The organism is Scandinavium hiltneri, from assembly GCF_024764835.1.
In the GTDB taxonomy this organism is placed as follows: Bacteria; Pseudomonadota; Gammaproteobacteria; order Enterobacterales; family Enterobacteriaceae; genus Scandinavium; species Scandinavium hiltneri.
This window is the reverse complement of the sequence record NZ_JALIGE010000071.1, coordinates 120,221-145,140: the sequence shown is the minus strand read 5'-3', so window position 1 is coordinate 145,140 and position 24,920 is coordinate 120,221. Positions and strand designations below refer to the sequence as shown.

The following is a 24,920-nucleotide window of genomic DNA, read 5'->3' as shown; positions in this document are numbered from 1 at the left end:
AACATCCCTCTGACCTTGTTGGCAGCAAAGCGTGAGCCAGCAGGCAAAAATGGACTTTCATGATTTTCAGTCTGTTAAGGCTTTCCTTCATAAGAACTGTGATCCTGTACGGGTCATCGCGCACATTTGGGGTCTACGCTTTTGAGCAGGATGAGCGATGGGGGATGAAATGGCTGATTTAGACGATATCAAAGACGGGAAAGATTTCGGGCTCGACCGTCCGCAGAAGAATACGGTTTATGCCCTGAAAGGCTGCGGTTCGCTGGATTGGGGTATGCAGTCGCGTCTGGCGCGGATATTTAATCCGCACAGCAACCGCACGGTGATGCTGGCGTTTGACCACGGCTATTTTCAGGGGCCGACCACCGGGCTGGAGCGGATAGATTTGTCGATTGCGCCGCTGTTTGGTGAAACCGATGTGCTGATGTGCACCCGGGGCATTTTGCGCAGTCAGGTGCCTGCGGCGACCAACAAACCGGTGGTGCTGCGGGCGTCTGGCGGTAACTCTATCTTAAGCGAACTGTCGAACGAGTGCGTGGCGGTGGCGATGGAAGATGCGCTGCGGCTTAACGTCGCGGCCGTGGCGGCACAGGTGTATATCGGCAGCGAATACGAGCATCAGTCGATCAGCAATATCATCAAGCTGGTGGACGCGGGCAACCGTTACGGGATGCCGGTGCTGGCCGTCACCGGCGTCGGGAAAGAGATGACCCGTGACGCGCGTTACTTCTCGCTTGCCAGCCGAATCGCGGCAGAAATGGGCGCGACCTTTGTCAAAACGTACTTCGTGGAAGAGGGCTTTGAAAAAGTCACCGCCAGTTGCCCGGTGCCGATTGTGATTGCGGGCGGCAAAAAGCTGCCCGAAGACGACGCGCTGGATATGTGCTGGCGAGCGATTGACCAGGGCGCATCCGGCGTGGATATGGGGCGCAATATCTTCCAGTCCAGCGCGCCGCTGGCGATGCTCAAAGCGGTGAAAAAAGTAGTACATGAGAACATGAACGCCCGTGAGGCGTATCAGTTCTGGCAGGAAGAAAAACAGGGAGAACAGCCATGAATGTGACGCTGGTGGAGATCAATATCAAACCGGAAAGGGTGGATGAGTTTCTCGATGTGTTTCGCGCCAACCACGAAGGGGCGCTGACCGAACCGGGAAATCTGCGCTTTGATGTGTTGCAGGACCCGGACGTCGCCACGCGGTTTTATATCTACGAAGCGTATAAGGATGACGCGGCGGTGCTGGCACACAAGCAGACCCCGCACTATCTGGCGTGTGTGGAAAAGCTTGACGAAATGATGTCGGAGCCGCGCAAAAAACGCAGTTTTGTCGGGTTGCTGCCGGAGGTGTGACGCCCGGCGGCGCGTTGCTTACCGGGCCTGGAACAGAGTGCATCGTAGGCCCGGGAAGCGCAGCACCACCGTGCGGCAAGGGTGATTGTTTATGTTATGCAACATAGAAAAATACGCCGCGCTTCACGAGAAATACGCGCGGTGACTGCAGCAAAGGGGGTACGCCGGATAACCCTCTTCATTCCATGCCACAGAATTATCGGCAAACAGGGACCATGACCGGTTATGTCGGTGGTGTTGCATGTAAAGAATGGCTTATTGGGCGTAAAGGGAAACAGCGGAAAAGAAATGATGCCAGAGGATGGTTAAAATGAACCCGGTTAGGAATGGCGCTGTTTCGCTTAAAGCAGGCATTTTGCCCCGTTAGAATGTCTGCTGTGTGCCAGGAGCGGACAGTGCGAACATGGCGGCAGGTCAGATATCTAAAAGCTCATGGTCCGCTTGGATGGGATACTTATAATATCAGTACGGTAATAAGGAAGATTCGTTTTATTATCAAAAAACGCCACTCTTAAAAGCTAAAGAGAATCTGGTTTCAAAAAGGTAATATGCGATGCATGAAGTTGTAACAACTTCATGCATCGCTTGATGTGACTACACTATGCGGACTCACCAAAACCATCAGCAAAGGCGGATTTTAATTCATTCATAAACGCCAATTCATCCTGTCCATCACAAATTAAATCAATCATCGTATTCCCCTTTACCCCAGCCCCCAGGATGCTCATCATTCCTTTGATAGGGATTTCTTTGTCATTATTAACCAGTGTTAATGATGACTGATATTTTTTGACTATCTTAGCCAAGGTTGCGGCTGGCCGGGCATGTAATCCAGTACTGTTCATAACGCGTACTTTTTGTCTAATCATATTCTCTCCTTAAGAAGCCTTGCGAAATGCAGGATGAAGTTTATTCATCATCTGGATCTTTGAATAAACGTCATCTTCAACAGCCTGTTTTGCATTCGCCATTACGCGAGCCAAATTAGCTTCGTTGTTATTATTTACCCAGGCCTTACCGACAGTAGTAATAAATGCTTTACGTAAATCACTCGCAATATTAACTTTCGCAACTTTGTAATTAACAAAGCTCCGAAGAAGCTCTTCTTCAATACCAGATCCACCGTGGATAACCAGAGGTACCGGGCTAACAGATGCAATGCGTTGTAGTAGAGGGATATCAATGCGCGGGATATCTTCAAGCCCGTGGACATTGCCAATTGACACGGCCAGCATGTCACAGCCTGTTTCTTCAACAAAGCGCTGGACTTTCTCGGGTTCAGTTTTGCAGTCAGCCTCGCTAACATGATCATCTTCTTTACCCAGAATAGCACCCAGTTCCGCTTCAACAGGTACTCCAAATGATTTACAGAAATCGACAGCTTCCCGAGTAAACGCAATATTTTCTTCGAACGGTAAAGCCGCGCCATCGATCATTACTGAGGTAAATCCGGCTCTTACGGCCAGCTTAACATCTTCCAGTGTTTTTCCATGATCCAGATGCAGGCTGACAGGGACATCCATTTTATCGGCACGCCGCTTAACAATTTCATAAATGTAATCGTAACCGGAAAGCTGTGCATTCGTTGGCGCAATCTGAATAAAATTGGGTAACCCCGATCGTTCTATTGCATTAAGAATAGAAATTGTTGTCTCCAGGTTTGTCGTGTTAAATGCACCAGCAAGCACATTTTTTTCCTGAATACAATTGAGCAGAACCCTACCATTGACTAAAGGCATATTAACTCCAGATATCTTAGTGAAAAGTTTAAATAAATTATAGAATTACTGAGTTGCTGCGGTTATTCGCCAATAAGAACTCCTTCTTGCAGCAATTTAAATTCATAAAATGCCAACCATTGTTTCTGATATAATTTCAACTTTGCCGACCGTGTTGCATCAGGAATAAAATGACCTGCCACAGAAACAGGTGGAGGGGCAATATCCGGGCAGGCTATTAATAATGCCCCTACGGAGACGGCTTCATCAAAAGCAATGGCCTCGACAGGGCATTGAAGGATATCAGCCTTCAATTGGAGCCAGTATGGATTTTTCACCGCAGGACCTATCACTTTTACAGTCTTGCCTGTCGGGATGTTAAAGCACTCGTAGCAGTGGGCAAGTTCCATCGCCAGACCGATAAAGACACTTTCGAGGAGAGCCTCTGGCGGCAGTGAATCCGTCAGACCAAAAATCAGACCGCGTGTATGGCGATTTTTATTTGGTGAACCAGACCCCCGCAAATGAGGAATGAACACAGGAACCTGTTCGGCAGACCAGGAAGGCTGGAGATATTGCCCCATTGCATTTTCCAGGCCTGTGTTAATTTCCTCATCCGTCAAACGAAACGTTTTTTTCACCCACTCAAGCGCATAACCACCGACAGGAAGCGATGCAAAAAGTGTGAAAAATTCGGCATCAGAATAACAACCATTTGCCAGCTTATCCCTCCTTGACTGGTCACTGAGCGTTGGCTGAGTATTTAGCAGCAAAATACCCTCTGTCGTCCCTGTAGAATTCAGCACTTCACCTGGTTGCATCTGTAATGCACGGGCTCCGACCATATGATCGTGTCCTGCAAGCGTGACTTTTACTTCATGAGAGAATCCCAATTCATGTCTGAGCATTGCGGTCATCCATCCGGCCACTTCTCCTGGCTTTATCAATGGAGCCAGCGCATCAAATGGTATACCAAGGATCCCGGCAGCTTTACGAGACCACGTACGACTAGTCACATCCAGACATAACGTCCTGCTGGCCATCGATACTTCAGTTTTTCTCTCACCCGTCATTCGCCACAGTAGTACTTCTGGCGCGTGTAACCAGCAGATATCTCTTCGTTCATGCAATGAGTAGCTATCAAGCAACCATCTCATTTTAAATGCAGAATAATTACTGTGGGGGGGAAGCCCAGTGATAGCGTACAGTTCTTGAGCCTCTGACTCGCTTAACGACGAGAGATAAGATTCACCACGACGGTCATACCAGGCCAGCATCGGGGTAAGAATGACACCATCCTTGTCTACGAAGACGCCAGATTCACCAAAACTCGCAATACTGATATCTTTCACCGGATACGGTGCAGAAGTCACCAGTTCGGCCATTACCTGCCGCAGTGCCTGCCACAGTGCTTCGATATCGAAATCTACCCCGCCTTTTTCTGACGCCTTTGTGGGCGTTGGAAATTTGCGAACTTCCAAAACTGACGCGTCATGACAGGAATAGCAGCTGACTTTGCAGTTAGTTGTGCCAATATCGATGACAAGCGCTGTGCGGAAATCAGGCATAGACAGTTCCTTTTGTCAGACGAAAGATACCGTAAATAATCAAAGCAACTACCGGGACGAGACCAATAGCGATGATATTTCCGTTGAATATCTCAAGCAGCCAGAAGCGGAACGGATTGCCACCATCAAGGAAGCTTGATACCTGACCACTTGACCCCTCAGGCATTTTGAAATTGACGTCCTTAGCCATGCCGGTAATGAATGGTGCAATCTTAGTCGCGATCCACAGATCTGCGATGATAACTGGAATAGCAGTAATCACAGCCCGGAAAATATTGCCACGGCAAGCCAGTACAATCATTGATGCCATGACAGCCAGATTCGCAAGATCACCGAGCGGTAGAACTTTATTGCCTGGAAGAAGAAACGCAATAAAGACAGAGATTGGCGTCAGGATCAGGGCTGTGGAAATAATGGCCGGGTTACCGACTGCTACCGCAATATCTAGCCCGATATAGAGATCATCACGACCGGGATATTTGGCATTCAGGTATTTCTTGATCGCTTCAGACAGAGGCAGCAAGCCTTCCATCAGAATTCGCACCATACGTGGAAGAATGAACATGACGCCACCGATGCTGATCCCCAATAACAGAATATGCTTAAAATCATAACCAGCAATGATGCCTAACAAGACACCCAGAATGGTACCCACCATCATAGGTTCACCAAAAATCCCCAGTTTTTTCTGCACGTTTTCTGGATCAATGTGAATACGGTTCAGCCCAGGGATTTTGTCGATGATTTTGTCAAACAACAGTCCAATCGGGAAGAAGACGACGGCTGACAAGGTAGGAAGCGAAATGCCTTCCAGACCAAAGTACTTAGCTACTAATGGCGCTGACCAGTCCGCCAGTTTGAGAACAACTATCGCGGCAACAGCAGCGGCAGACAGCCCCAAAACAAAACTCCCGGTGCTGTAGTAAACCAGTGTTCCAGCAAGGGCAAAGTGCCAGTAGTTCCACATGTCAACATCGACAGTTCGTGTCTTGTTCAGAGCCAGCATGCCGACGTTGATCAGCATTGTCAGCGGGATAACAAAAGGAGCAATCGGTGAGCCCCATGTAATCGCGGCTAATGGTGGCCAGCCTAAATCGACAACAGGAAGACTGATGCCGGTTCGTTCAACCATCGCCTGCGCTGCCGGGCCTACATTACTTGTGAGAATGTCAAAGATGGCATAAATCCCAACAAAACCAATACCGACAATTAAGGATGAGCGAAGTGCTTTTGCTGGTTTAACTTTAAAGAACAATGCCAGGAAAAATAGGACTAGTGGCAATAAAACCGTTGGGCCAAACCCTAATACATATTGCACAACGGTATAGAGGGTATGTGCTATATCATTCATATCCTACCTCTTATTCAGATGTGACCAGACCTCGCGTTAGCGCCTGGGATACTTATCTGAGTTATTATTTAATTCAGGCTTGACTCTTGAGGATGGAAACTATTTCCTCAAGGACCTTCTCCTCGCCTATCCCGGTAATGATTGGCAGGCCACTAATAACCGGGATATCCAGTTCATAAGGAACTTTAGTTGTTGATACAACTAAAGTAGCACCATCAGTGTTATTCGGAAGTGAAGCCACATTAGTTTGTGAGTAATTGACGTCAAGCCCATTATCTTTACAATATTCCATTACTTTTTCGGCGACGGCCGTGGAAGTAGCAACACCAGTTGCACAAACAAACAGTATCATTTGACTCATAACTCACCTCTTTCAGATATACGTGTGTAAATCGACTGATAAATTTCATCATCATTCATGACCAGCAATTGCTGCATAAAATCTTCATCCTGGATGACATCCATTACCCAACCCAACACATTGAGTTGCTTGTTGCTTTCACCTAAAGCAAGCATGAACACCACCCTGACAGGCACAGGTTCAGGCTCTCCGCCCATATCTTCAAAATTGACGGACTCCGCCAGTACTCCAACACTGATTGCATTCTGACGGACATGCTTGTGATCAGTATGTGGGATAGCGACACCTACAGGTTCCACCGGCAGACCTGTTGGAAAATGTCGTTCTCTCTCAATAACATGATCAGCAAAATCAGACACGACCATACCATCGTTAATTAGTGGGCTGGCAAGTGCCCTGATTATGTCCTTCTGGCTGACCTCCTTAGGGAGGTGGCGTACATAATGGCGACGAAAGTTAATATCCTGCATAATTCCCTCTTTGCTAGTTAGCATCCCGGCGCTGCAAAATGGTGCCAAGATAATATTTATTGCCTTTTAACCAGACGTTACCAAACTCAACTGGCGATCCTCTGGAGAAAAATACCAACTGTTCTAAATGTAGAACAGGAGCCTCGTCACTAATATCAAGGTAATGTCCTCGTTCATTACCAATTAGTCTGGCTGCGTAACGACTTTCAGAGAAGCTTATTTTCCTTGCAGATAGTCTCTCTATTGTTGGGAATAGATTTTCCTTGGTGAAATCCACATCAATAATGCCGGGGCAAAGGTCAGCGTTAATTCTATTTTCAATCAGCATAACTTTTTCATCGCCAATAGAACGGAGGCGTTCAAGAAATAAAACATCCTGTCCCGGATTGATTCCCAGTTTTTCAGCCACAAAGCGGTTGGCTGGCTCTAGCCTGGAAGTAATAACGCTGGTTGTGAAGTTTATTTTCTGGCTTGCTAAGGCTTCAGCAAAAGAAAGTAAGCCCTCGCCCAGTGGATAAGCAACATTTTCCTTCTTCACAAAGGTTCCTTTGCCCTGAACTTGCACAAGGATGCCTTCTCTGACCAGTTGGTCCACCGCTTTCTTAACGGTACCGCGACTTACCTCCAGCATATCCATTATTTGAAACTCTGAAGGTATGCGGTCATCCTCAATCAACTCACCGCTATAGATACTTTCCCTTATCCACTCAACAACCTGTTGATAAAGTGGAATTTGTGAACTTTTACTCAATGTTTTCATGGTGCGCACCTGAACATTTAGAGTTGTCTATGGACAATCATGTACAACTTGGAATTTATGATAGGGATTTTTTAGATGGGAGACGTAGCAAGGAGTCACAATTTTAGTGTTCAAAACAGGATCACTTTTACGTGATGTATGTCACAAATAGCGGAATGTTCAATCAGTTTCGGCTGTTACCTTTCATGGGCCAACTTCCTCTGTTAGCTCATAGTTTCCCCTAACTCTCTACTGCGGCAGTTCGCCAAAACCCTTTTTCTAATAAACTCTGGCAGAATCACTTTGCTTATCTGTCAGCCCGCTATCCCTTCCAGCGTGACCGATGTCCCGCCGCAAACAATGACAAGTACATTATCTGCAGGGTTGAACCTGATTTTGTGGTCATATAAAAGTGAGAGTGACACACCGCACGCCGGCTCGGTGAGCACGCGATGGTCATCAAGAAAGCGCCGGCAGGCCACATTGAAAACATTTTCGCAAACCTGGCTTGCGGCCAGCGTCGTGGCTATACCGCTGACCTTATCAAGACGGACCAGCTTGCCGGCATTAAGCGAGGCCGTACCCTGGGTTTCAACGGCGTAAACCGGAATATGACCAAGCTGATGTTTCTCCAGTCCCTGAGCGATACCGGACAGCATGCTCCCGCCGCCAACGGAAAGAATAACCGCATCAGGCGTTAACCCTTCGCTGATGACCTCATCCACGATTGTGCTGATGCCTTCCCACAAAAGTGGATGATCAAAGGGATGTACACAGATAATGTCATCCGTCGCCAGTGACAGGGCGTAGTCGTTCGCTTCGCTCCATACTTTCCCGTGCACAATAACCCTGGCACCCTCCTGCTCAATAAGCTGTTTTGCCCTGTCAGACGTGCTTTCCGGCACAACGACAGTGACCGGCAGCCCCAGTTTGCGGCCGCAATGAGCCACCGCTATGCCTGCATTGCCGCCGGATGAACTGATGAATGCTGTTGCCCCCGTTTCCGCGTAATGGCGACAGATGTTCTCTGCACTTCTGAGCTTGAACGATCCCGTCGGCTGGGAAGATTCCATTTTAAGCCAGACATGACATCCGCAATGCTGGCTTAAGGGCAGTGAATGTATAAGTGGAGTCCGGATACTTATTCCCATGTGTTTGATCCTTATGATTTTTTTTCCTGATAAATGAGAGGCGTTTCAGGCTGAGAGACATAATTATCATAACGGGTAAGATAATAAAGGGATGGATACAACGGCTAATGAAAGTGCCGCTTACAATTCCGTCCAGAAGATACTAATGTACGACCGTTTTTCGCTCACAGCGGACCTTTGACTTAGCAAGTTCGTCCGCTCTGTGCCAGAAGCGGACGTCACTAAAGCTACATTGGAACTCTTGCTGACAGTTACTTAGGATTATTTATCGAACGCCTATTAGGCGCTGTTCCTCCTGTAATAGTCTCTTAGTCGTGAGTATTGCAAGTCTTGCTCAAGGTTTGGAGCAGCCTGGATAATGTCATCCAGGCAAGTACCCAACTCCTCAGATAACCACTGGCGTTTCTCACCAGCAATTATGTAACCCAGTAGCAATGCTGCTTCGGCAGGAAAGCGCGTGCACAGTCCCGATTCAAGTAGCCGGTGTACGACATAGTATGGATGTTCAACAGGTATCAGCCAGTTATGTACGTCATCCAAAGCAGAGGGAAATTCGTCGCCAGTAGCAATGATTAGCCGGGCAAGTGAAACGGTCATTTGAGAAGTGACCAGATCCCGGGATTTCGGCCAGATGTTTTGCCACAATGGCCGGACTCGATTTTTCCAATAATCCTCTCTCTTGTCAGCCGCCCCTTCTTGCGCCTGACAGAGTGCCAGAGCACACTTTTCAAGACCTTCTGACGGAAGTGCGTTAAAAGCGGCACGAAATTCTTCGGTTGTGTAATCTGCTGTCGGGCCTAATGCTGCGTATGTTAAGAAAGTTGCGTATTGCTGACGATGATCGCCGAGTTCTGCATAGTGGTTTGCACTATCAAGGCATTGAGATTTAAAGGCCGTCATCAATGGCTGGTAAAGGCGAGGCGACCAGAGAAAGCCTTCCCAAACGGACTTCGCCTCAAAGGGATTGTCCCAGTTGAAGAATGGTAAAAGATATTGTTCTGTCCAGGGGCGGTCTACACGGAAAAGTGCAATTAGCTGTGAACTCAACAACACCCGCCCATGTATAAATCGCTCGATATCAGGATCACACAGCGCACTGAAAATGGACTTGAGATAATCGGGAAGTTGCTCGTTATCATTTGGATCTTGCTTGAACCACAGGTTGACCAGAATCTGAGTAACATGTCCGATGGGGTGATTTATCGCAGCATCGACCGGACTGTATGATTTAATGCCGTTGCTGACAATATTTGCATCGGTACCAGCTTCAAGTGGTAATGCCAGTATTCTGCGACAGAGTCCGATAAGTATATCTTTGTGGTGGTTTATAACCTTAGAAGCCGTTTCCATCCACCATGCCACACTATGGATAATCTCCTTAAGAAAATGATCAGGCATGGTCTGGACCACAGGTGCAACATAATGCCACGAGCGTGACACCAGACCATCATCAGCCCAGGCCTGGAGAGCTACACGCCATCGTTCAGTGGGCCAGATATCACTTTTGGCCAGATCGCAAAGTGCATACGCACTATGAAAGAATCGAGTACGGCAAACATCTCTCCAGGTATCTTCGTATATAGGTCGGTGTTCAGGTTCGGGTTTTTTGAGCCATATAACCAACTCCTGTCGATTTCGGGGGGCAGGTTCAATGTCCTGGCTGTCCTCATAATCCGGATCGCCTGTCCCGCTCATCCAGTGAGAAAACTCGTCTCGCTCGTTGTCAGCCAGCTTCAACGCTGGATACCTGTTGGATAATTCTGCCAGTCGTGCCGTTGCCGATTCTCCCAGTTCCAGATCAGAAGTTTTTAGTTTAGCCAGATGCAACCAGACAGAATGATCAGTAATAGATTGCCACCTTCCATCCTCAAGATTATCCCGGTACATTCTGCGTGGCGGCCCAGCAAGAATTGCGGTTTCCAGGTTTTCCTGCGCAAGTCCGCTCAGATGCCTCCCCTGTAACACAAACAACCTGTTGACTTCCCGTTTGGTCTCAACACACCACAACCACCATGAATCATCGCTCAACAACCATTTAACCCATTCTTCGGAAGAGATACAGTTATCATGGCTGGCAGCAAAGAGAGCCAGTCGCTTGAAGGTAGGATAAGGGAGTTCAATCCATCCTTGCGCAATGATTGCTGCACGTGGGATGTCATTAGCCCGAACTGCGAGCCATGAATCCCGCAGCAGCGCAATCAAACTAACCCAATCATGAAATCCCCGGTTCTGCCAGTGTGGGGTAATGGATGGAAGATCCCAGTATGAACGATCTCTAAACTCATCAGCCTCACCCAGCTCATGCAACAGATCCAGCGCATCCCGTAAAAGCTGTTGAAAATCGTTCAGCAGGATAGGTAAAGCTGTATTCCAGTTGCCTTTAGCCTCTTCGTCCAGAGTGGAGTACACATGGTCTGCGGCGAGTACCAGTTCCCAATCAACTAAGTGTCTGATGCTGAGTGGTTCATCAGTGTCACTTACGCCGTAATCCCAGCGAATGGGCTTCCTCAATAAAATCTTTGGAGAAAGTAACTCGCGCAATTTCAAACGCATTGTAGTGGTTAAGCCGTCTCTTTTAAGCCGACTAAACCAGCTATAGAGATCAGAATTATGTCCCGCTGATTTTAGCCGCTCACTGAGTAGAAGGTTCCATAAGGTGCACATATGGGGGCCAGGAACAGCCTTAGGGGCATTTAAACGAATTTCATCCAGTTCAGCGACCTTCCCGTTTAGTTTCAGAGTAGCAAGACTGTCTAATTTTTGCTGAATCAGCCACATACAGCGTTCATGGAGTTGTCCTCCTCGCTCGGCTATCCAGATAATCAGTCGGGGGTCGTCCAGATGGCGTATCAGCCAACGGGAAATGTGAGTCATCACGTCATCCCATTGACTATCGGTCGAGCCCCATGAGGCCAGACACATATATGGTGCGCGTGTGTAAGAAGCGGGGCGTCGGACCAGACTAAAACGAAGCTTCGTATCCACCTCTTCCTGAGGAGGGACACCAAACCGGGCTAAATCTTCATGCCCAAGTGTCTCAAGACTGAATGTCTCCAGTAACCAGTCCAGTGAAGGAACGGGATCGAAATCAGCAAAGCGCTTCGCGGGTAATCCTGATTTATCCGATAACGCCCACAGCATCCGCCCGACAAAATTGTCCTGCCTCGTCGTATCCTGTGGCCGTGCGGGAGCATGTTTGACAACTATCGCTTCTTTTCCCTGGACCCCATCACGGTATGTATCTGCCCAGGCATGTAGGGTTTTATGTAAGGCAGAATGGTCTCTGCTACCGGCCGGAACATTATAGAGAACAGGGGTAACACCTTTAGCCTCCCACTCATTGGCTTTTTGCTCTTCCTGTCCAGGTTCGCAATCACCCAGAGCCCAGGCCTGCGGGGTAATTTCACCCAGCATACGGTCAGCCGCTAATGCATCCATCATGTAGCGCAATACAGGGTCATTGATACTGTACCCCACAAAACAAACCACATAGTTACGGAACAACTCACTTACAAAACGAGCAGCCCAGCGTTCAGTCAGGTATGCCAGTCCGAAATCGCCACTGGTAACAACCAGCCGGTTCAGGGCTGTATCATCCGGCTTATCAGGTATCAATCCATGCAAAAAGACCAGTCCATCCCATCGGCTATTTTTGGGAATAGGTAACATAGGGGATGAATATTCGTGGAAGGTTTGGCGAGTACGTTTGGCGGCTACGTGAAAAATACGGTCAAAGTTCGTCGTGACCAGTTTTAGTGACCCTTCACGATTACGTGCCAGACGTAACAGCGCTGCCTGTGTATCTACGGCACCTTTGATGCGGGTGTTTGGTTTCAGTGCACTCACAAGTGCGCGGCGAACGGTAAGTCTCTGACCGGGCAAACGACGTTCAAGAAGATCTAATGTGGCATCATACTGCCCCCGATCCAATACAGCTTGTTCAAGTTCCGAAGGTTTTGTTCCATTTAGTCGGTAAATTTCCTTAACCAACCCTTCAAAGCCCGGCAGACGCGCAGGATATGAGATGCCCGCACCGCAGAAAAATACCACTCGACCTTCCTCATGAGCCTGCAAAAGAGACTCAGGAATGTCAGGGCCGTTTGTTATAAATTGCATTCCTTATGCTCCTAACTCGATCTGCCTTGCACTTTAGCCGAAAATTCTTTGAAACCTTATGAAGGCTGATGCAACAGAAGTAAAACAATATACATAATTGACGAGGAAGGATCTCCACTGGTAACCGATCCTCTGACCTGCCCCCTGTTAGTTCACTCAGAACGCTGTTAGCAATGTCCGCAGATCGCTCACAGCAGACCTTCAAACCATTGTACAAGTCAGGTTTGTACCAGAAGCTGGCGTGGCAAGCATCATGTTATGATTCATGCAGTGAGAAGAGTTCACTTCTGTTTCCAGCTCATAAAGAACTCAAGACCCTAAAAATTATGACAGTATTCATGGAGAACCAAGTCATGGATTTCACTATCAGTCCCACTCATCATGAGCACTTTGACAAGCTTCGCGCTATTGAACTGGCTGCTTTTGAAACATTGCGTAATGCAGGTGCAGTAACAGGCGAGGCGGGCGCAAGTAGCCTCGAGGAATTGAGCAATTTCAGTCGTAACGGTCTGTTGCTCACGGCCTATACGTCTGATTCAGTTCCTGTAGGATTTGTCGCAGGAAAAGTTGAAGACACATGGCTGCACATTGCTGAAATTGATGTGCATCCGGAATGGCAGCGCCATGGGATAGGCAGACGGCTTATGCAGAGAATTCTCCATACTGGGCAACAACGCGGTCTGGCTGGTGCCACGCTGACAACAGACAAGTTGGTCGCTTTTAATGCCAGATTTTACGGGACACTGGGATTTAATATTGTGGAAGGCCACGAACGACCACCGCATTTGGTAAGCCTAATCGCTGAAGAGATCGCTAAAGGTTTTATTCCGGCGCGACGTGTAGCAATGTGGATGACCTTTTAGGACACAGGTCCACTCCTCGCTCAAAATTGACGCTCTCCACGTAAGCAAACTGCCTCTCCAAATCTTAAAAATACGCTCACCCCGCTATTAATTATTTCTGACACCCTGCCGTCGTCACAGGCAATACGTCAGACATATAAAAACATGCAATGTATTGATTCAAATGATGTAACTGGCAAAAAATAATTTCACTCCATAATGAGAGGTTGCTTCAAGCAATACCCCTTGTCGCCGTCAGGCTATCGACGTATTCTCCTCCGGCACCTGCAAAATCAGGTGACGGGATTGACCTCCTGAAAGCACACACTGGCGACACAATTGCGCGTCCGCGCTTTTTTGTGTCGTGCGCACGGCTACGCTACAATGGCGGACCGGGCGGGGGCGTCGCAAGACGCGCCGATGTCAGTGTGGTCGGTAAGGTCAACCCCGTCCGGTTCCGCCACCCGTGAGATTGACCTCTCCGTTGGCGGTATTCAAATACCACACACTGGAGGCTGCCCTTATGGCGACAATCCTCAATACCGACTGCGATTTACTGACACTTCCCTTTAGCGCCGCTACAGACTTTCTCGATCTGGCTGATATCTGCGATCGTTTTGCGGAAACCCTGATTGAATGCGACGACGATGACATCTATAAAATGGCGCTATTAGGCCGACTCAGCGCCTGTCTGGCATTACTTACCCCGACGCTGAATGACCCGATTCCGCCACACCTGATTGATCGTTTGACCGTCGAGACGCTGCCTGCGCCACAACAATTTTTCGAACCAGACCCTGAATTACTGTGTGAATACAGCCAGACGCTGACCCAGGTGCTTTGCCAGCAAACGCTGCAGCCTGAAACGGAAAAAACGTTGCGAGGATTATTGTGCGAACTGGTGTGGATGTTCGCGGCAGATATGAAAGCACCACGTTGGGAAGTCGAAAAGGTCGCGCACTAAAAACGAGACGCCCGGCAGTGCTGCGCTTACCTGGCCTACAGGATACTGAGTCGTAGGGCCGTGCAAACGCAGCGCCACCGGGCAATGATTTACGCAATTATCTTCAGGCTTGCTCCACGGAAACCCGCAGCGCGGCCAGCGCAATACCGGTGGCTTTAATCACCTGTTCACACTGTTCGATAGTCAGCGTCAACGGCGGCTCAATGCGAATGGTCTTGGCATTGTTGAGCGTACCGGCCACCAGGATCCGCTGGCGGAACATTTCACTCGCAAAGTTATAGCCGATTTCGTTATCGACAAACTCAATCGCAATCAGCATCCCTTTCCCACGCGCTTCCTGCACCAGGTCCGGGTATTCACGCGCCAGCAGACGGAAGCCGTCCAGCAGCATGTCGCCTTTCTGTTCCGCTTGCGCGGGCAGGTTTTGCTCCAGCAGCACGTTGATGGTCGCCAGCGCGGCCGCACAGGCCAGCGGGTTACCGCCAAAGGTGGTGGTATGCAGGAACGGGTTGTCGAACAGCACCGAGAACACTTCCTCCGTTGCGACCGTCGCCCCGATCGGCATCACGCCGCCGCCCAACGCTTTCGCCAGACACAGAATGTCGGGCTGCACGTTTTCGTGCTCGCAGGCGAACATTTTGCCCGTGCGTCCCATGCCGGTCTGCACTTCGTCGAGGATCAGCAGTGCGCCGAACTCATCGCACAGCTTACGCACGGCGGGCAGATAACCCTGCGGCGGCAGAATCACGCCCCCTTCGCCCTGAATAGGCTCGAGAATCACCGCCGCCACATCGTCACCGGTTTTCTTGCATTCGCTCAATACCGAACGCATGGCGCTGATATCGCCAAACGGCACATGACGGAAGCCCGGCAGCAGCGGCATAAACGGTTTACGGAATGTCGATTTCGCCGTCGCCGACAGTGCGCCCAACGATTTGCCGTGGAAGGCGCCGCTGGTGGCAATAAAGGTAAATTTGCCCCGCGGTGACTGGTACGCCTTGGCAAGCTTAATCGCCGCCTCGACGGACTCGGTGCCGCTGTTGCTGAAGAAGCTGTACTTCAGTTTGCCCGGCGTCAGCGCGGCAAGCGTTTTCGCCAGCATCGCCCGAAGCGGATCGAGCAGCTCCTGGCTGTGAAGCGGTTGTTTTGCGAGTTGATTCTGTACGGCGGAAACCACTGTTGGATTACGGTGCCCCACGTTGAAAATACCAAAGCCACCCAGACAATCGAGAAACTCCTGTCCCTGGGTGTCGACAAGCGTATTCAGACTACCCGCTTGCCACTCTACGGCTCCGTAATCCCCGCCTGCAGTTACAGACTTGCGATACTCCAAAAACCCTGGATTCACATGCTCTTTAAAGTACTCCCGGACCTCCTGGTTGAGGGATTTCATCTCCTCATGATCAAGCGTGCGCTTTTCAATGAGATTCAGTGCGTGCGCGCTGCAGGCCAAAGCCGAGGCGCTGGAAGGTAACCTGTTCAAAATATGCTCCTGGACGTCGCGTATCACATGATACTGATTTAAGTATTGCAGGGATTACGCCAGCCAGGAGCGGAACGCAAAAATCGGGATAAATGCCTGTGCGGAGCCTCTGGTTACAAAATTTAATCATTCCCATAACATTTCGGCGGTTTTTACTCCTGAGCTTTCAGGGCCAGAACGTTCATTTTATTGAACGGGTGGATCATGCAGGTGCAGGCGTTGCACCGTTCGGGTGAAGGCCTGCCGCCGCGCCGGGCGCTTACAGGTTGCTGCATTAATCCTGCTATGGGGCAGAAAGCACATCATGCACTGTTGGTTTTGTTGTAAATCATTATCATTTACGATTAATGCCAACACAATAATCGATGAGAAGCCCCTATGAGCCATCAGAAAAAATATCCGCAGCGCGTGCGCAATGCGCTGCGCTTTCGCGAACTGAGCGTCCTGCGCGTGGAGCGCATCAGCCAGGCGTTCCAGCGTATCGTGCTGGGCGGCGAAGCGCTGGAGGGCTTTAGCTCGGCCAGTTTTGACGACCACACCAAGCTGTTTTTCCCGCAGCCAGGCAGCCATTTTTCACCACCGACAATCACCGACGAGGGCATTGTCTGGGGCGAAGGCGTGCGCCCGCAGTCGCGCGATTATACGCCGCTGTACAACGCCGAACGCCATGAGCTGGCGTACGATTTCTTCATTCACGACGGCGGTCTTGCCAGCCAGTGGGCGATGAAAGCGAAGGTGGGCGACACCCTGACTATCGGTGGCCCGCGCGGATCGCTGGTGGTGCCGGAAGATTACGCCTGGCAGCTGTATGTGTGCGATGAATCGGGTATGCCTGCGTTGCTGCGTCGTTTAACCGCGCTGCGTGAACTGCCGGAACGTCCGCAGGTGAAAACCATTGTGACCGTCACCGATGCGGCGTATCAGGATTATCTGGCTGATTGCGGGTTTGAAATCGACTGGGTCATCGGTCACAGCGAGCAGGCAGTGGCGGAGAAACTCGCGGCGTTGAATGTGCCGCAGGACGATTATTTCCTTTGGCTGACCGGCGAAGGCGCGGTGGTGAAATCATGGCTGGATGGTTTTGTGACCGACGCGATTGACCCGCAACTGCTGCGTTCCCAGGCGTACTGGCATAAGAAGTCATCAATAAAGTCATCGCACTAAAATCATTGCCCGGCGGCACTGCGTTTGCGCGGGCCTACAACATGGTTTTGATGAGGCCACACTCACGCCACCTCATCAAAACCCGCATCCACAATCTGCTTTTCCAGCGTGCGAACGGTATTGCTCATCGCTTTTTCCTGCTGCTGAAAATACCCTTCCTGGTCGCGAAGCGTCGTCACCAGTTGCCATGCGCCCTCTTTCTCCAGCCCTGTCAGTTCCAGATTTAGCGTGCGAATTTGCAGCCGAATCTCGGCTATCTTCTGGCGTAAAGGCGCAAGATCGTTCAAACAATTGCTGGCCAGCATTGGCTGCTGACCCTGCATCAGACGAGTAAGAATACTGCGTACCGTGGCGAGATCCCCGCGCTGACGGGCCTGATTGAGCCGCACCATCAGTGTGGTGGCCTCTGCTTTCAGCGAATCATCCACCAGGTCGGGATGGCACAGTTTACTGGCCTGTCGCCAAAGGCGTTTCAGCTCATGGCGCTCCGATTCTGCCAGCCGCTGCTGCGCGGCCTGGTGACGCTGGGCTTCCTGATGGCGCTGGCGGTACGATTCATAATCCTGGCTGGCGGCATCGGCCTGACGCGCGGATTCCTCGGCCACCGGTTCGCTGCGGCTGCCCTCGCGCAGCTGTCGGCGCAGCATTTTCTCGGCCAGTACTTTACGTAAACGCAGGATCTCGGTCATCAGCGGGCCGAGACGGGTCATGTACAACTCGTTGAATTCATCCATCCGCTGAATGCGTGCGGTGCGCCGATCGAGCAATTCCTGCAATTCGGCTTCCAGAGTTTTCAATTCGAGCTTGCTGGCAGAAATGCGCGGGTCTTGCCAGGTTGTCAGCGCCCGCTGGTTCTGCAACCAGACGGTGATGGCGGCGATAGCATCCGCATAGCGTCGGGCTTCAAGTGCCTGCACGATGGCCTTTAGTCCCTCATCCAGCGGCTCTTTTTTTAGCTGCGCAAGCTGGCCGTGGACAATCTCATCGTCCTCCAGCTCAATCGCATTTTTAATGATTTCCAGCCGTTTAATGGGTTTGTTCATGACGCGTTTGCTCAGCTTCCAGGCCTGCGGAGTGGCAGGCAGAGTACCACTGCGGCCTGGCGACTGTCAGCGGTTAAGCGTGATTATAAGTCTTGTTATTTCATGATGTTAACGATTCAAAGCATTCTAAAAACTTAACCGCAACTGCCAGTGATAAATCGCAAAGGGTGTCGTTATCGCATTGCGGCATAACCATATGAGAATTTTGTTGTTGAGTTATAAGTACCAGTGATGCTAACTTCTAGACGTCTATAGCTCTATACATCTAAAAATAATGATTGTACTAAACCAGATCCGAAAAATTTTTGATAACGGTAAAGCGCCCATCGCCGCCGTCGACGACGTTAGCCTGACGGTCGAGCAGGGGCAGATTTACGGCATTATCGGTTACAGCGGCGCAGGGAAAAGCACCCTGATTCGCCTGCTGAACGGGCTCGAAAAACCGACCTCCGGCAACGTGCTGATTAACGGTCAGGATATCTCGGCCGCGACGGGCGAAACCCTGCGTCGTGCACGGCTGAAAATCAGCATGGTGTTTCAGCATTTCAATCTGCTGTGGTCGCGCACCGTCAGCGAGAACATTGCTTTTTCGATGCAAATTGCCGGGGCGCCGAAAGCACAGATCAAAACCCGGGTGGCGGAGCTGATTGATTTGGTGGGGTTGCAGGGGCGCGAAAACGCGTATCCGTCGCAGCTTTCTGGTGGCCAGAAACAACGCGTCGGCATTGCACGTGCGCTGGCGAACAGTCCGGACGTTCTGCTGTGCGATGAGGCCACCTCGGCGCTCGACCCGCAAACCACCGACCAAATTCTGGATTTGCTGCTCGACATTAACCGTCGCTTCGGCCTGACCATCGTGCTCATCACGCACGAGATGCACGTGGTGCGCAAGATTTGCGACCGGGTGGCGGTCATGGAAAACGGTCGCGTGGTGGAAGAAGGCGAGGTGATCCGCGTCTTCACTCATCCGCAGAAGCCGATTACCCAGCAGTTTGTGCGTCAGGTCAGTCAGTATGCCGAAGACGAGGCGTTCAACCCGGAACTGGCGAACGATTTACAGGGCAGCGTCATCAAACTGACGTTTACCGGGCACAGCACCCATCAGCCGATTGTCGGTGAACTGACGCTGCGCTACGGCCTGCCATTCAATATTTTGCACGGCAAGATGACTCAAACGGCGCACGGCGTGTTTGGCCAACTTTGGCTGCACGTGGTGGCCACAGAAGAACAGCTGAACAACATCCTCGCGGATTTGCAATGCAGCGACATCGACAGCGAGGTGATTAAACATGGCTGAACTCAATTTGGTTGAACAAGGGTTCCCGCATCTGGACCTGGATTCACTGTGGGCTGCGACGCAGGAAACGCTGTACATGACCGCGCTGTCCGGCGTGGCGACGTTTGTACTCGGCATCGTGCTCGGGCTGGCGCTGTTTTTGACCGCCAAAGGTGGCCTGTTCCATAACCGCGCGGTGTACAGCGTGATTTCAGTGCTGGTGAACGTCTTTCGTTCCATCCCGTTCATCATCCTGATTGTGCTGCTGATCCCGTTCACCAAGACGATTGTCGGCACTATCCTCGGCGCGGATGCGGCACTGCCCGCCCTGATTGTTGGCGCAGCTCCGTTTTATGCACGACTGGTGGAGATGGCCCTGCGTGAAGTGGACAAAGGGGTCATTGAGGCTACGCGTTCGATGGGCGCACGCCTGTCGACGCTGATTTTTCGCGTCCTGCTGCCGGAGTCTTCCCCGGCGCTGGTCTCGGGCATTACCGTCACCCTGATTGCGCTGGTGAGCTACAGCGCGATGGCTGGCGTGATTGGCGCAGGTGGCTTAGGCAATCTGGCGTATCTGGAAGGATTCCAGCGTAACCATAACGACGTCACGCTGGTGGCGACGGTGACCATACTGATCATCGTCTTCATCATTCAGTTCTGCGGCGACGTGGTGACTTCACTTTTAGATAAACGATAATTCTTTGGGACCACACATCATGAAAAAAACACTGACACTGATTGCCGCCGCAACCCTGAGCGCCCTGAGCTTTGCTTCCTGGGCCGATACCCTGACCGTAGGGGCATCCAACGTGCCGCACGCTGAAATTCTGGAGCAGGCGAAACCGATTCTGGCGAAAGAAGGCATCGACCTGGAAATCAAACGTTTCCAGGACTACATCCTGCCGAACACGGCGCTGGCCGGGCGTGAAATCGACGCTAACTATTTCCAGCACATCCCGTATCTGAACAGCGTGCTGAAAGACCATGCGGGCGACAAAGACTATGATTTCGTCAGCGCGGGTGCGATTCACATCGAGCCAATTGGTATTTACTCGAAAAAATACAAGTCGCTGAAAGACCTGCCGCAAGGCGGCAAAATCATCATGCGTGATGCGGTGTCTGAAGAAGGCCGTATCCTCTCAATCTTCGAGAAAGAGGGCGTGATTAAGCTGAAGCCGGGGATTGATAAAGTGACCGCGCGCATCAGCGATATCGTTGAAAACCCGAAAAAACTGAAGTTCCTGCCGAACGTTGAAGCGTCCCTGCTGCCGCAGATGTACAACAACGACGAAGGCGCGGCGGTGGTGATCAACGCTAACTACGCCATCGACGCGGGTCTGGACCCGGTACATGACCCGATTGCCGTCGAGAGCGGTGAGAACAACCCGTACGCCAACATCATTACCGTCCATCGTGGCGACGAAAAGAAAAAGGATATCGTGGCGCTGGTGAACGTGCTGCATTCCAAAGCGATTCAGGATTGGATCCGTACCCAATATAAAGGCGCGGTGATCCCGGTTAATAATTAATTGTAGCCATCTCTTATCGGCGTCAGTTGCCCGGCGGTACAAGCTTGCCGGGCCAACAAAACTCTCCATGTAAGCCCGGGAAACGCAGTGCCGCCGGGCATAAATCCCCCTTCAGGACACTTCTTTACAGCACGCCGCGCATTCTGCCGTTAAGATAAGCCTCGAATTTCATTGAGGCGTTTATGATCCCACGTCAGCGTAAAGCTTTGCTTCTTGTCGCTCTGGCATGTCTGGTGGTGCTTATCTGCACCGCGCAGCGCATGGCGGGGCTGCACGCGCTGATGATGAACGCCTCTCCGGTTGCTCAGCAATCCGTTCAACAACATCAGGACAGCGACGCGCCGGTGACGCCGTGCGAGCTGAGCGCGAAATCCCTGTTTGCGACGGCGCCAGTGATGTTTGAAGGCGCGATATTTGCCATCACGCTGCTGTTAGCCGTGCTGGCCTCCGTACCACAACGCCCGGAGCGCCGATGGCCGCCGCGGGTCATTTCTCCTCCCCGGCTACGGGTGCATCTAAGATTATGCGTCTTCCGTGAGTGATTGTTCGACTGGTTTTACAGTTTAATCAATTATTTACGGAGAAAATTTATGCGAATTATTTTCAGGCAGCTTATGCTCTGCCTGTTCTGGCTATGGCTGCCCGTCAGCCATGCAGCCGATACGGGCTGGCTACGCGCCGCCGATAACGATCATGCCAGCGTCAGGCTGCGGGCCGAGGCTCAGCAGAACGGTGATACGCAGGTATTGCTGGATGTAGGCCTCGAAAAAGGCTGGAAAACCTACTGGCGCTCGCCGGGAGAAGGCGGAATTGCCCCTGCGATAAAATGGCAGACGCCGTTAGAGATGGACTGGCGATGGCCGGTACCGCAGCGTTTTGAGGTGGCTGGAATTTCTACCCAGGGCTATCACGGTAACGTCACGTTCCCGATAACGCTGCACGGCAAGCTGCCTGAAAAATTGTCAGGCGTGCTGACCCTGTCGACCTGCAGCAACGTCTGCATTCTGACCGACTATCCGTTTACCCTGGATTTGACCACCCCAGCTGGGGCGAATTTCAGCTACGATTTCACCCGTGCAATGGGCACACTTCCGCTCAAAGATGGCCTGACGTCACAGCTGGATGCCGGTTATCGCTCCGGCGAACTGACCGTCACCGCCATTCGCGATGCAGGCTGGCAGAAGCCTGAACTGTTCATCGACACCCTCGCCGACACCGACTTCGGCAAACCCAGCTATAAAATTGACGGACACACCCTGACCGCCACGCTGCCGGTCAGCGATGGCTGGGGCGAAACGGCGCCGGACCTGCGTGGGAAAGTGATTTCACTGGTGCTGGCCGACAGTGGACAGGCGCAGGAAAGCCGCGTCACCGTAGGGGAGTCTCCCGCCAGTGAATCGACGCTTTCTTTGGGCTGGGTGCTGCTGATGGCGCTGGCGGGCGGGCTTATTCTCAACGTGATGCCGTGCGTGCTGCCGGTGCTGGCGATGAAGCTCGGTACACTGGTTCAAACGCAATCCACCGACCGACGTCGCGTGCGTCAGCAGTTTATGGCCTCGGTGGTCGGGATTGTGACCTCGTTCCTCGCGCTGGCGCTGATGATGACCGTGCTGCGCCTCAGCAATCAGGCGCTGGGTTGGGGCATTCAGTTCCAGAATCCGTGGTTTATTGCGGCGATGGCATTGGTGATGGTGCTGTTCAGCGCCAGCCTGCTCGGTCTGTTTGAAATTCGGCTCTCTTCAGGTTTATCAACCTTCCTTGCTACACGCGGCGGGAACGGTCTGGCCGGGCATTTCTGGCAGGGTGCGTTTGCCACGCTACTGGCGACGCCATGCACTGCGCCGTTTCTCGGCACCGCGGTGTCGGTAGCGCTGGTCGCGCCGCTGCCACTGCTGTGGGGCTTGTTCTTCGCCATGGGGATAGGCATGAGCCTGCCGTGGCTGCTGATTGCCGCCTGGCCAGGGCTGGCGCAGCATATGCCGCGTCCGGGCCGCTGGATGAACGTGGTCAGAACCCTGCTCGGGCTAATGATGCTCGGTTCGTCGCTGTGGCTTGCCAGCCTGCTGGTGGTGCATATCGGGCTGACTCTGACGCTCGCGTTGTTCGCCGTACTCGCCTGCATTCTGCTGCTCGCGACGGGTCGGCGCTGGGGATGGCGCGTGGCGGGCATCAGCACGTTGGCGACGGCGCTGGCTATCGCCATTGCGGTTCCGCTGTGGCATGCCGGTGACAAGGGCATTGTCGCGGACAGGATCGACTGGCAGCCGCTGAGCGAACAGGCCATCACCGCCGCGCTGGCTGACAACAAACGCGTGTTTGTTGATGTTACCGCCGACTGGTGCGTGACCTGCAAAGCCAATAAATACAACGTACTGCTGCGCGAAGAGATCCAGGACGCGCTCACTGCGCCGGATGTGGTGGCACTGCGCGGCGACTGGAGCCGCCCGTCGGACACCATCAGCCAGTTTCTTCGCACTCGCCACAGCGTGGCCGTGCCGTTCAATCAGATTTATGGACCCGGACTGGAGCAGGGGCGCGTGATGTCGCCCTTGCTGAGCCGTGATGACGTGCTGCAAACCCTGTCCGACGCTAAAGGAAAATAACCATGCGCATTTTGACGTTTATCCTGCTGTTTTGCTTCTCAACTCTCAGCTTTGCCGCTGAACCCGATCTGGAAAACGTGCTCTGGAACGACCCGAATACGCCGTCAATGGGCGCGGAAAAACCGCGGCTGACGCTGGTGTCATTCACGGATTACAACTGCCCGTACTGCAAACAGTTCGATCCGGAACTGGAGAAAATCGTCCATAAATACCCGGATGTGAAGCTGGTGATAAAACTGCTGCCGTTTCGCAGTGAAAGTTCTGCTAACTCCGCCCGCATCGCACTCACCGCGTGGCGTCAGCAGCCGCAGCAGTTTTGGGCGCTGCATCAGCGGTTGATGTCGAAGAAGGGCTATCACGATGACGCGTCTATTCTGGCGGCGCAGCAAAAAACCGGGACCGTGAACGTCAAAGCCGACGGACAAAGCGGCGAGACGCTGCAAATGAACCTGATCCTCTCGCAGGTACTGGGCGTGCAGGGCACTCCGGCGACGCTGGTGGGGAAAACGATGGTCGCGGGTGCCATACCTTACGACGAACTGGAGGCGCTGGTGAAACAAGAACTGGCGAAAGCCGATGCGAGCTAAGCTCAAACGCTGGCTGCGCGAAGGTGTGGTGCTTCTGCTGATTGCGGCGGCGGCGATGCTGGTGATGGATCAGTTTCGCCAGCCCACGCTGCCCTCAACGTTTGTCAGCGCGCCGTTGCAGACCCTGGACGGCAATCCGGTATCGCTGGCTGAGATGAGCCAGGACCGCCCGCTGCTGGTGTACGTTTGGGCGACGTGGTGCGGCGTATGTCGCTACACCACGCCTTCAGTGGCTAATTTGGCCGAAGAGGGCGTCAACGTGATATCCGTCGCGCTGCGTTCCGGTGATGCTGCTACGCTTAGCCAGTGGTTGGCGCGAAAGCACTATGCATTACCGACCATCAATGATCCGGAGGGCAAACTGGCCCGCGACTGGCAAGTACAGGTCACGCCAACGCTGCTGTTTATCGAGAAGGGTGAGGTGAAAAGTATCACGACCGGATTGACCAGCAGTTGGGGAATGAGGCTGCGTTTATGGTGGGCGGGATGGTGAAGCACAGGTAAATAAAAAGACCTGCCTGAAAGCAGGTCTTCATTTCTGTTCTGTCATCTGTGTGGTTGATTCATCATTAAACATAATTTACTTTTGGACAAAAAAAAGCACC

Annotated in this window: 23 protein-coding genes; 12 read left to right on the top strand and 11 right to left on the bottom strand. The window is 51.8% G+C overall.

Translation table 11 applies throughout. The features are described from left to right. Positions 1–169: 169 nt before the first annotated feature. Positions 170–1,057 carry a 3-hydroxy-5-phosphonooxypentane-2,4-dione thiolase gene (gene lsrF / locus MUU47_RS08025; RefSeq protein ID WP_258987656.1) on the top strand — a complete coding sequence of 296 codons (888 nt, stop codon included), beginning with the start codon at positions 170–172 and terminating at the stop codon, positions 1,055–1,057. Continuing rightward, a complete protein-coding gene (gene lsrG, locus MUU47_RS08020) occupies positions 1,054–1,350 on the top strand; it encodes a (4S)-4-hydroxy-5-phosphonooxypentane-2,3-dione isomerase (protein ID WP_258987655.1) in 297 nt (98 codons plus the stop codon). Before lsrF ends, lsrG begins: the two co-directional genes overlap by 4 nt. A gap of 599 nt (positions 1,351–1,949) precedes the next feature. Here lsrG and MUU47_RS08010 read toward each other — a convergent pair. The 9 genes from MUU47_RS08010 to dsr1 form a co-directional block, all read right to left on the bottom strand. Further along, on the bottom strand, positions 1,950–2,219 hold the full coding sequence (locus MUU47_RS08010; RefSeq protein WP_120135250.1) for an HPr family phosphocarrier protein: 270 nt from the start codon (positions 2,217–2,219) through the stop codon (positions 1,950–1,952). A gap of 9 nt (positions 2,220–2,228) precedes the next feature. Further along, complete coding sequence (locus tag MUU47_RS08005; RefSeq protein WP_120135249.1) at positions 2,229–3,089, bottom strand: class II aldolase; 861 nt, start codon at positions 3,087–3,089, stop codon at positions 2,229–2,231. A 62-nt stretch (positions 3,090–3,151) separates the two neighbouring features. After that, on the bottom strand, positions 3,152–4,636 hold the full coding sequence (locus MUU47_RS08000) for an FGGY-family carbohydrate kinase (RefSeq protein WP_120135248.1): 1,485 nt from the start codon (positions 4,634–4,636) through the stop codon (positions 3,152–3,154). Further along, positions 4,629–5,987, bottom strand: a complete 1,359-nt coding sequence (locus tag MUU47_RS07995) for a PTS galactitol transporter subunit IIC (RefSeq protein ID WP_120135247.1) — start codon at positions 5,985–5,987, stop codon at positions 4,629–4,631. Before MUU47_RS07995 ends, MUU47_RS08000 begins: the two co-directional genes overlap by 8 nt. Before the next feature lie 73 nt (positions 5,988–6,060). Then, positions 6,061–6,348, bottom strand: a complete 288-nt coding sequence (locus tag MUU47_RS07990) for a PTS sugar transporter subunit IIB (RefSeq protein WP_120135246.1) — start codon at positions 6,346–6,348, stop codon at positions 6,061–6,063. Then, positions 6,345–6,818 carry a PTS sugar transporter subunit IIA gene (locus MUU47_RS07985; RefSeq protein WP_120135245.1) on the bottom strand — a complete coding sequence of 158 codons (474 nt, stop codon included), beginning with the start codon at positions 6,816–6,818 and terminating at the stop codon, positions 6,345–6,347. The genes MUU47_RS07990 and MUU47_RS07985 overlap by 4 nt, the downstream gene beginning before the upstream one ends. Positions 6,819–6,831: 13 nt before the next feature. Next, the gene (locus MUU47_RS07980; protein ID WP_120135244.1) at positions 6,832–7,578 is read right to left on the bottom strand and encodes a GntR family transcriptional regulator; all 747 of its coding nucleotides are present in this window, start codon (positions 7,576–7,578) and stop codon (positions 6,832–6,834) included. Positions 7,579–7,871: 293 nt separating this feature from the next. Further along, on the bottom strand, positions 7,872–8,708 hold the full coding sequence (locus tag MUU47_RS07975; RefSeq protein ID WP_258979899.1) for a pyridoxal-phosphate dependent enzyme: 837 nt from the start codon (positions 8,706–8,708) through the stop codon (positions 7,872–7,874). A 279-nt stretch (positions 8,709–8,987) separates the two neighbouring features. Beyond that, positions 8,988–12,824, bottom strand: a complete 3,837-nt coding sequence (gene dsr1 / locus MUU47_RS07970; protein ID WP_258987654.1) for an anti-phage defense-associated sirtuin Dsr1 — start codon at positions 12,822–12,824, stop codon at positions 8,988–8,990. A 173-nt stretch (positions 12,825–12,997) separates the two neighbouring features. Between dsr1 and MUU47_RS07965 the strand changes: the two genes are divergently transcribed. Together MUU47_RS07965 and MUU47_RS07960 are read left to right on the top strand one after the other, a co-directional pair. Further along, positions 12,998–13,687, top strand: coding sequence for a GNAT family N-acetyltransferase (locus MUU47_RS07965; RefSeq protein WP_258987653.1), 690 nt, complete (start codon positions 12,998–13,000; stop codon positions 13,685–13,687). A 502-nt stretch (positions 13,688–14,189) separates the two neighbouring features. Beyond that, positions 14,190–14,630 carry a hypothetical protein gene (locus MUU47_RS07960; RefSeq protein WP_258987652.1) on the top strand — a complete coding sequence of 147 codons (441 nt, stop codon included), beginning with the start codon at positions 14,190–14,192 and terminating at the stop codon, positions 14,628–14,630. A 103-nt stretch (positions 14,631–14,733) separates the two neighbouring features. On the opposite strand, the gene ygjG is transcribed toward MUU47_RS07960, so the two are convergent. Then, positions 14,734–16,113 carry a putrescine aminotransferase gene (ygjG, locus tag MUU47_RS07955; protein ID WP_258987650.1) on the bottom strand — a complete coding sequence of 460 codons (1,380 nt, stop codon included), beginning with the start codon at positions 16,111–16,113 and terminating at the stop codon, positions 14,734–14,736. A 378-nt stretch (positions 16,114–16,491) separates the two neighbouring features. On the opposite strand from ygjG, the gene MUU47_RS07950 reads away from it, so the two are divergent. Continuing rightward, the gene (locus tag MUU47_RS07950; RefSeq protein ID WP_258987649.1) at positions 16,492–17,277 is read left to right on the top strand and encodes a siderophore-interacting protein; all 786 of its coding nucleotides are present in this window, start codon (positions 16,492–16,494) and stop codon (positions 17,275–17,277) included. Between the two features lie 62 nt (positions 17,278–17,339). Here MUU47_RS07950 and MUU47_RS07945 read toward each other — a convergent pair whose 3' ends face one another. After that, positions 17,340–18,320, bottom strand: coding sequence for a DNA repair protein (locus MUU47_RS07945; protein ID WP_258987648.1), 981 nt, complete (start codon positions 18,318–18,320; stop codon positions 17,340–17,342). 274 nt (positions 18,321–18,594) lie between these two features. Here MUU47_RS07945 and MUU47_RS07940 point away from each other — a divergent pair, with 274 nt between their 5' ends. The 7 genes from MUU47_RS07940 (at position 18,595) to MUU47_RS07910 (ending at position 24,808) form a co-directional block, all read left to right on the top strand. Continuing rightward, the gene (locus MUU47_RS07940; protein WP_258987646.1) at positions 18,595–19,617 is read left to right on the top strand and encodes a methionine ABC transporter ATP-binding protein; all 1,023 of its coding nucleotides are present in this window, start codon (positions 18,595–18,597) and stop codon (positions 19,615–19,617) included. A 7-nt stretch (positions 19,618–19,624) separates the two neighbouring features. Then, the gene (locus MUU47_RS07935; RefSeq protein WP_258987809.1) at positions 19,625–20,293 is read left to right on the top strand and encodes a methionine ABC transporter permease; all 669 of its coding nucleotides are present in this window, start codon (positions 19,625–19,627) and stop codon (positions 20,291–20,293) included. A 19-nt stretch (positions 20,294–20,312) separates the two neighbouring features. Then, entirely contained in the window at positions 20,313–21,125 is an 813-nt protein-coding gene (locus tag MUU47_RS07930; protein ID WP_258987645.1) for a MetQ/NlpA family ABC transporter substrate-binding protein, read from the top strand. A gap of 182 nt (positions 21,126–21,307) precedes the next feature. Further along, a complete protein-coding gene (locus MUU47_RS07925) occupies positions 21,308–21,667 on the top strand; it encodes a copper resistance protein (RefSeq protein WP_258987644.1) in 360 nt (119 codons plus the stop codon). Between the two features lie 48 nt (positions 21,668–21,715). Next, positions 21,716–23,728, top strand: coding sequence for a protein-disulfide reductase DsbD family protein (locus MUU47_RS07920; RefSeq protein WP_258987643.1), 2,013 nt, complete (start codon positions 21,716–21,718; stop codon positions 23,726–23,728). Positions 23,729–23,730: 2 nt separating this feature from the next. Then, the gene (locus MUU47_RS07915) at positions 23,731–24,315 is read left to right on the top strand and encodes a DsbA family protein (RefSeq protein ID WP_258987642.1); all 585 of its coding nucleotides are present in this window, start codon (positions 23,731–23,733) and stop codon (positions 24,313–24,315) included. Next, positions 24,305–24,808, top strand: coding sequence for a protein disulfide oxidoreductase (locus tag MUU47_RS07910; RefSeq protein ID WP_258987641.1), 504 nt, complete (start codon positions 24,305–24,307; stop codon positions 24,806–24,808). Before MUU47_RS07915 ends, MUU47_RS07910 begins: the two co-directional genes overlap by 11 nt. Positions 24,809–24,920 lie beyond the last annotated feature (112 nt).

What these genes read in the sequence shown, in the direction of transcription:
- lsrF (WP_258987656.1), top strand. Translation starts at nt 170, where the DNA reads ATGGCTGATTTAGACGATATCAAAGACGGGAAAGATTTCGGGCTCGAC.
- lsrG (WP_258987655.1), top strand. Translation starts at nt 1,054, where the DNA reads ATGAATGTGACGCTGGTGGAGATCAATATCAAACCGGAAAGGGTGGAT.
- MUU47_RS08010 (WP_120135250.1), bottom strand. Translation starts at nt 2,219, where the DNA reads ATGATTAGACAAAAAGTACGCGTTATGAACAGTACTGGATTACATGCC.
- MUU47_RS08005 (WP_120135249.1), bottom strand. Translation starts at nt 3,089, where the DNA reads ATGCCTTTAGTCAATGGTAGGGTTCTGCTCAATTGTATTCAGGAAAAA.
- MUU47_RS08000 (WP_120135248.1), bottom strand. Translation starts at nt 4,636, where the DNA reads ATGCCTGATTTCCGCACAGCGCTTGTCATCGATATTGGCACAACTAAC.
- MUU47_RS07995 (WP_120135247.1), bottom strand. Translation starts at nt 5,987, where the DNA reads ATGAATGATATAGCACATACCCTCTATACCGTTGTGCAATATGTATTA.
- MUU47_RS07990 (WP_120135246.1), bottom strand. Translation starts at nt 6,348, where the DNA reads ATGAGTCAAATGATACTGTTTGTTTGTGCAACTGGTGTTGCTACTTCC.
- MUU47_RS07985 (WP_120135245.1), bottom strand. Translation starts at nt 6,818, where the DNA reads ATGCAGGATATTAACTTTCGTCGCCATTATGTACGCCACCTCCCTAAG.
- MUU47_RS07980 (WP_120135244.1), bottom strand. Translation starts at nt 7,578, where the DNA reads ATGAAAACATTGAGTAAAAGTTCACAAATTCCACTTTATCAACAGGTT.
- MUU47_RS07975 (WP_258979899.1), bottom strand. Translation starts at nt 8,708, where the DNA reads ATGGGAATAAGTATCCGGACTCCACTTATACATTCACTGCCCTTAAGC.
- dsr1 (WP_258987654.1), bottom strand. Translation starts at nt 12,824, where the DNA reads ATGCAATTTATAACAAACGGCCCTGACATTCCTGAGTCTCTTTTGCAG.
- MUU47_RS07965 (WP_258987653.1), top strand. Translation starts at nt 12,998, where the DNA reads ATGTCCGCAGATCGCTCACAGCAGACCTTCAAACCATTGTACAAGTCA.
- MUU47_RS07960 (WP_258987652.1), top strand. Translation starts at nt 14,190, where the DNA reads ATGGCGACAATCCTCAATACCGACTGCGATTTACTGACACTTCCCTTT.
- MUU47_RS07950 (WP_258987649.1), top strand. Translation starts at nt 16,492, where the DNA reads ATGAGCCATCAGAAAAAATATCCGCAGCGCGTGCGCAATGCGCTGCGC.
- MUU47_RS07945 (WP_258987648.1), bottom strand. Translation starts at nt 18,320, where the DNA reads ATGAACAAACCCATTAAACGGCTGGAAATCATTAAAAATGCGATTGAG.
- MUU47_RS07940 (WP_258987646.1), top strand. Translation starts at nt 18,595, where the DNA reads ATGATTGTACTAAACCAGATCCGAAAAATTTTTGATAACGGTAAAGCG.
- MUU47_RS07930 (WP_258987645.1), top strand. Translation starts at nt 20,313, where the DNA reads ATGAAAAAAACACTGACACTGATTGCCGCCGCAACCCTGAGCGCCCTG.
- MUU47_RS07925 (WP_258987644.1), top strand. Translation starts at nt 21,308, where the DNA reads ATGATCCCACGTCAGCGTAAAGCTTTGCTTCTTGTCGCTCTGGCATGT.
- MUU47_RS07920 (WP_258987643.1), top strand. Translation starts at nt 21,716, where the DNA reads ATGCGAATTATTTTCAGGCAGCTTATGCTCTGCCTGTTCTGGCTATGG.
- MUU47_RS07915 (WP_258987642.1), top strand. Translation starts at nt 23,731, where the DNA reads ATGCGCATTTTGACGTTTATCCTGCTGTTTTGCTTCTCAACTCTCAGC.
- MUU47_RS07910 (WP_258987641.1), top strand. Translation starts at nt 24,305, where the DNA reads ATGCGAGCTAAGCTCAAACGCTGGCTGCGCGAAGGTGTGGTGCTTCTG.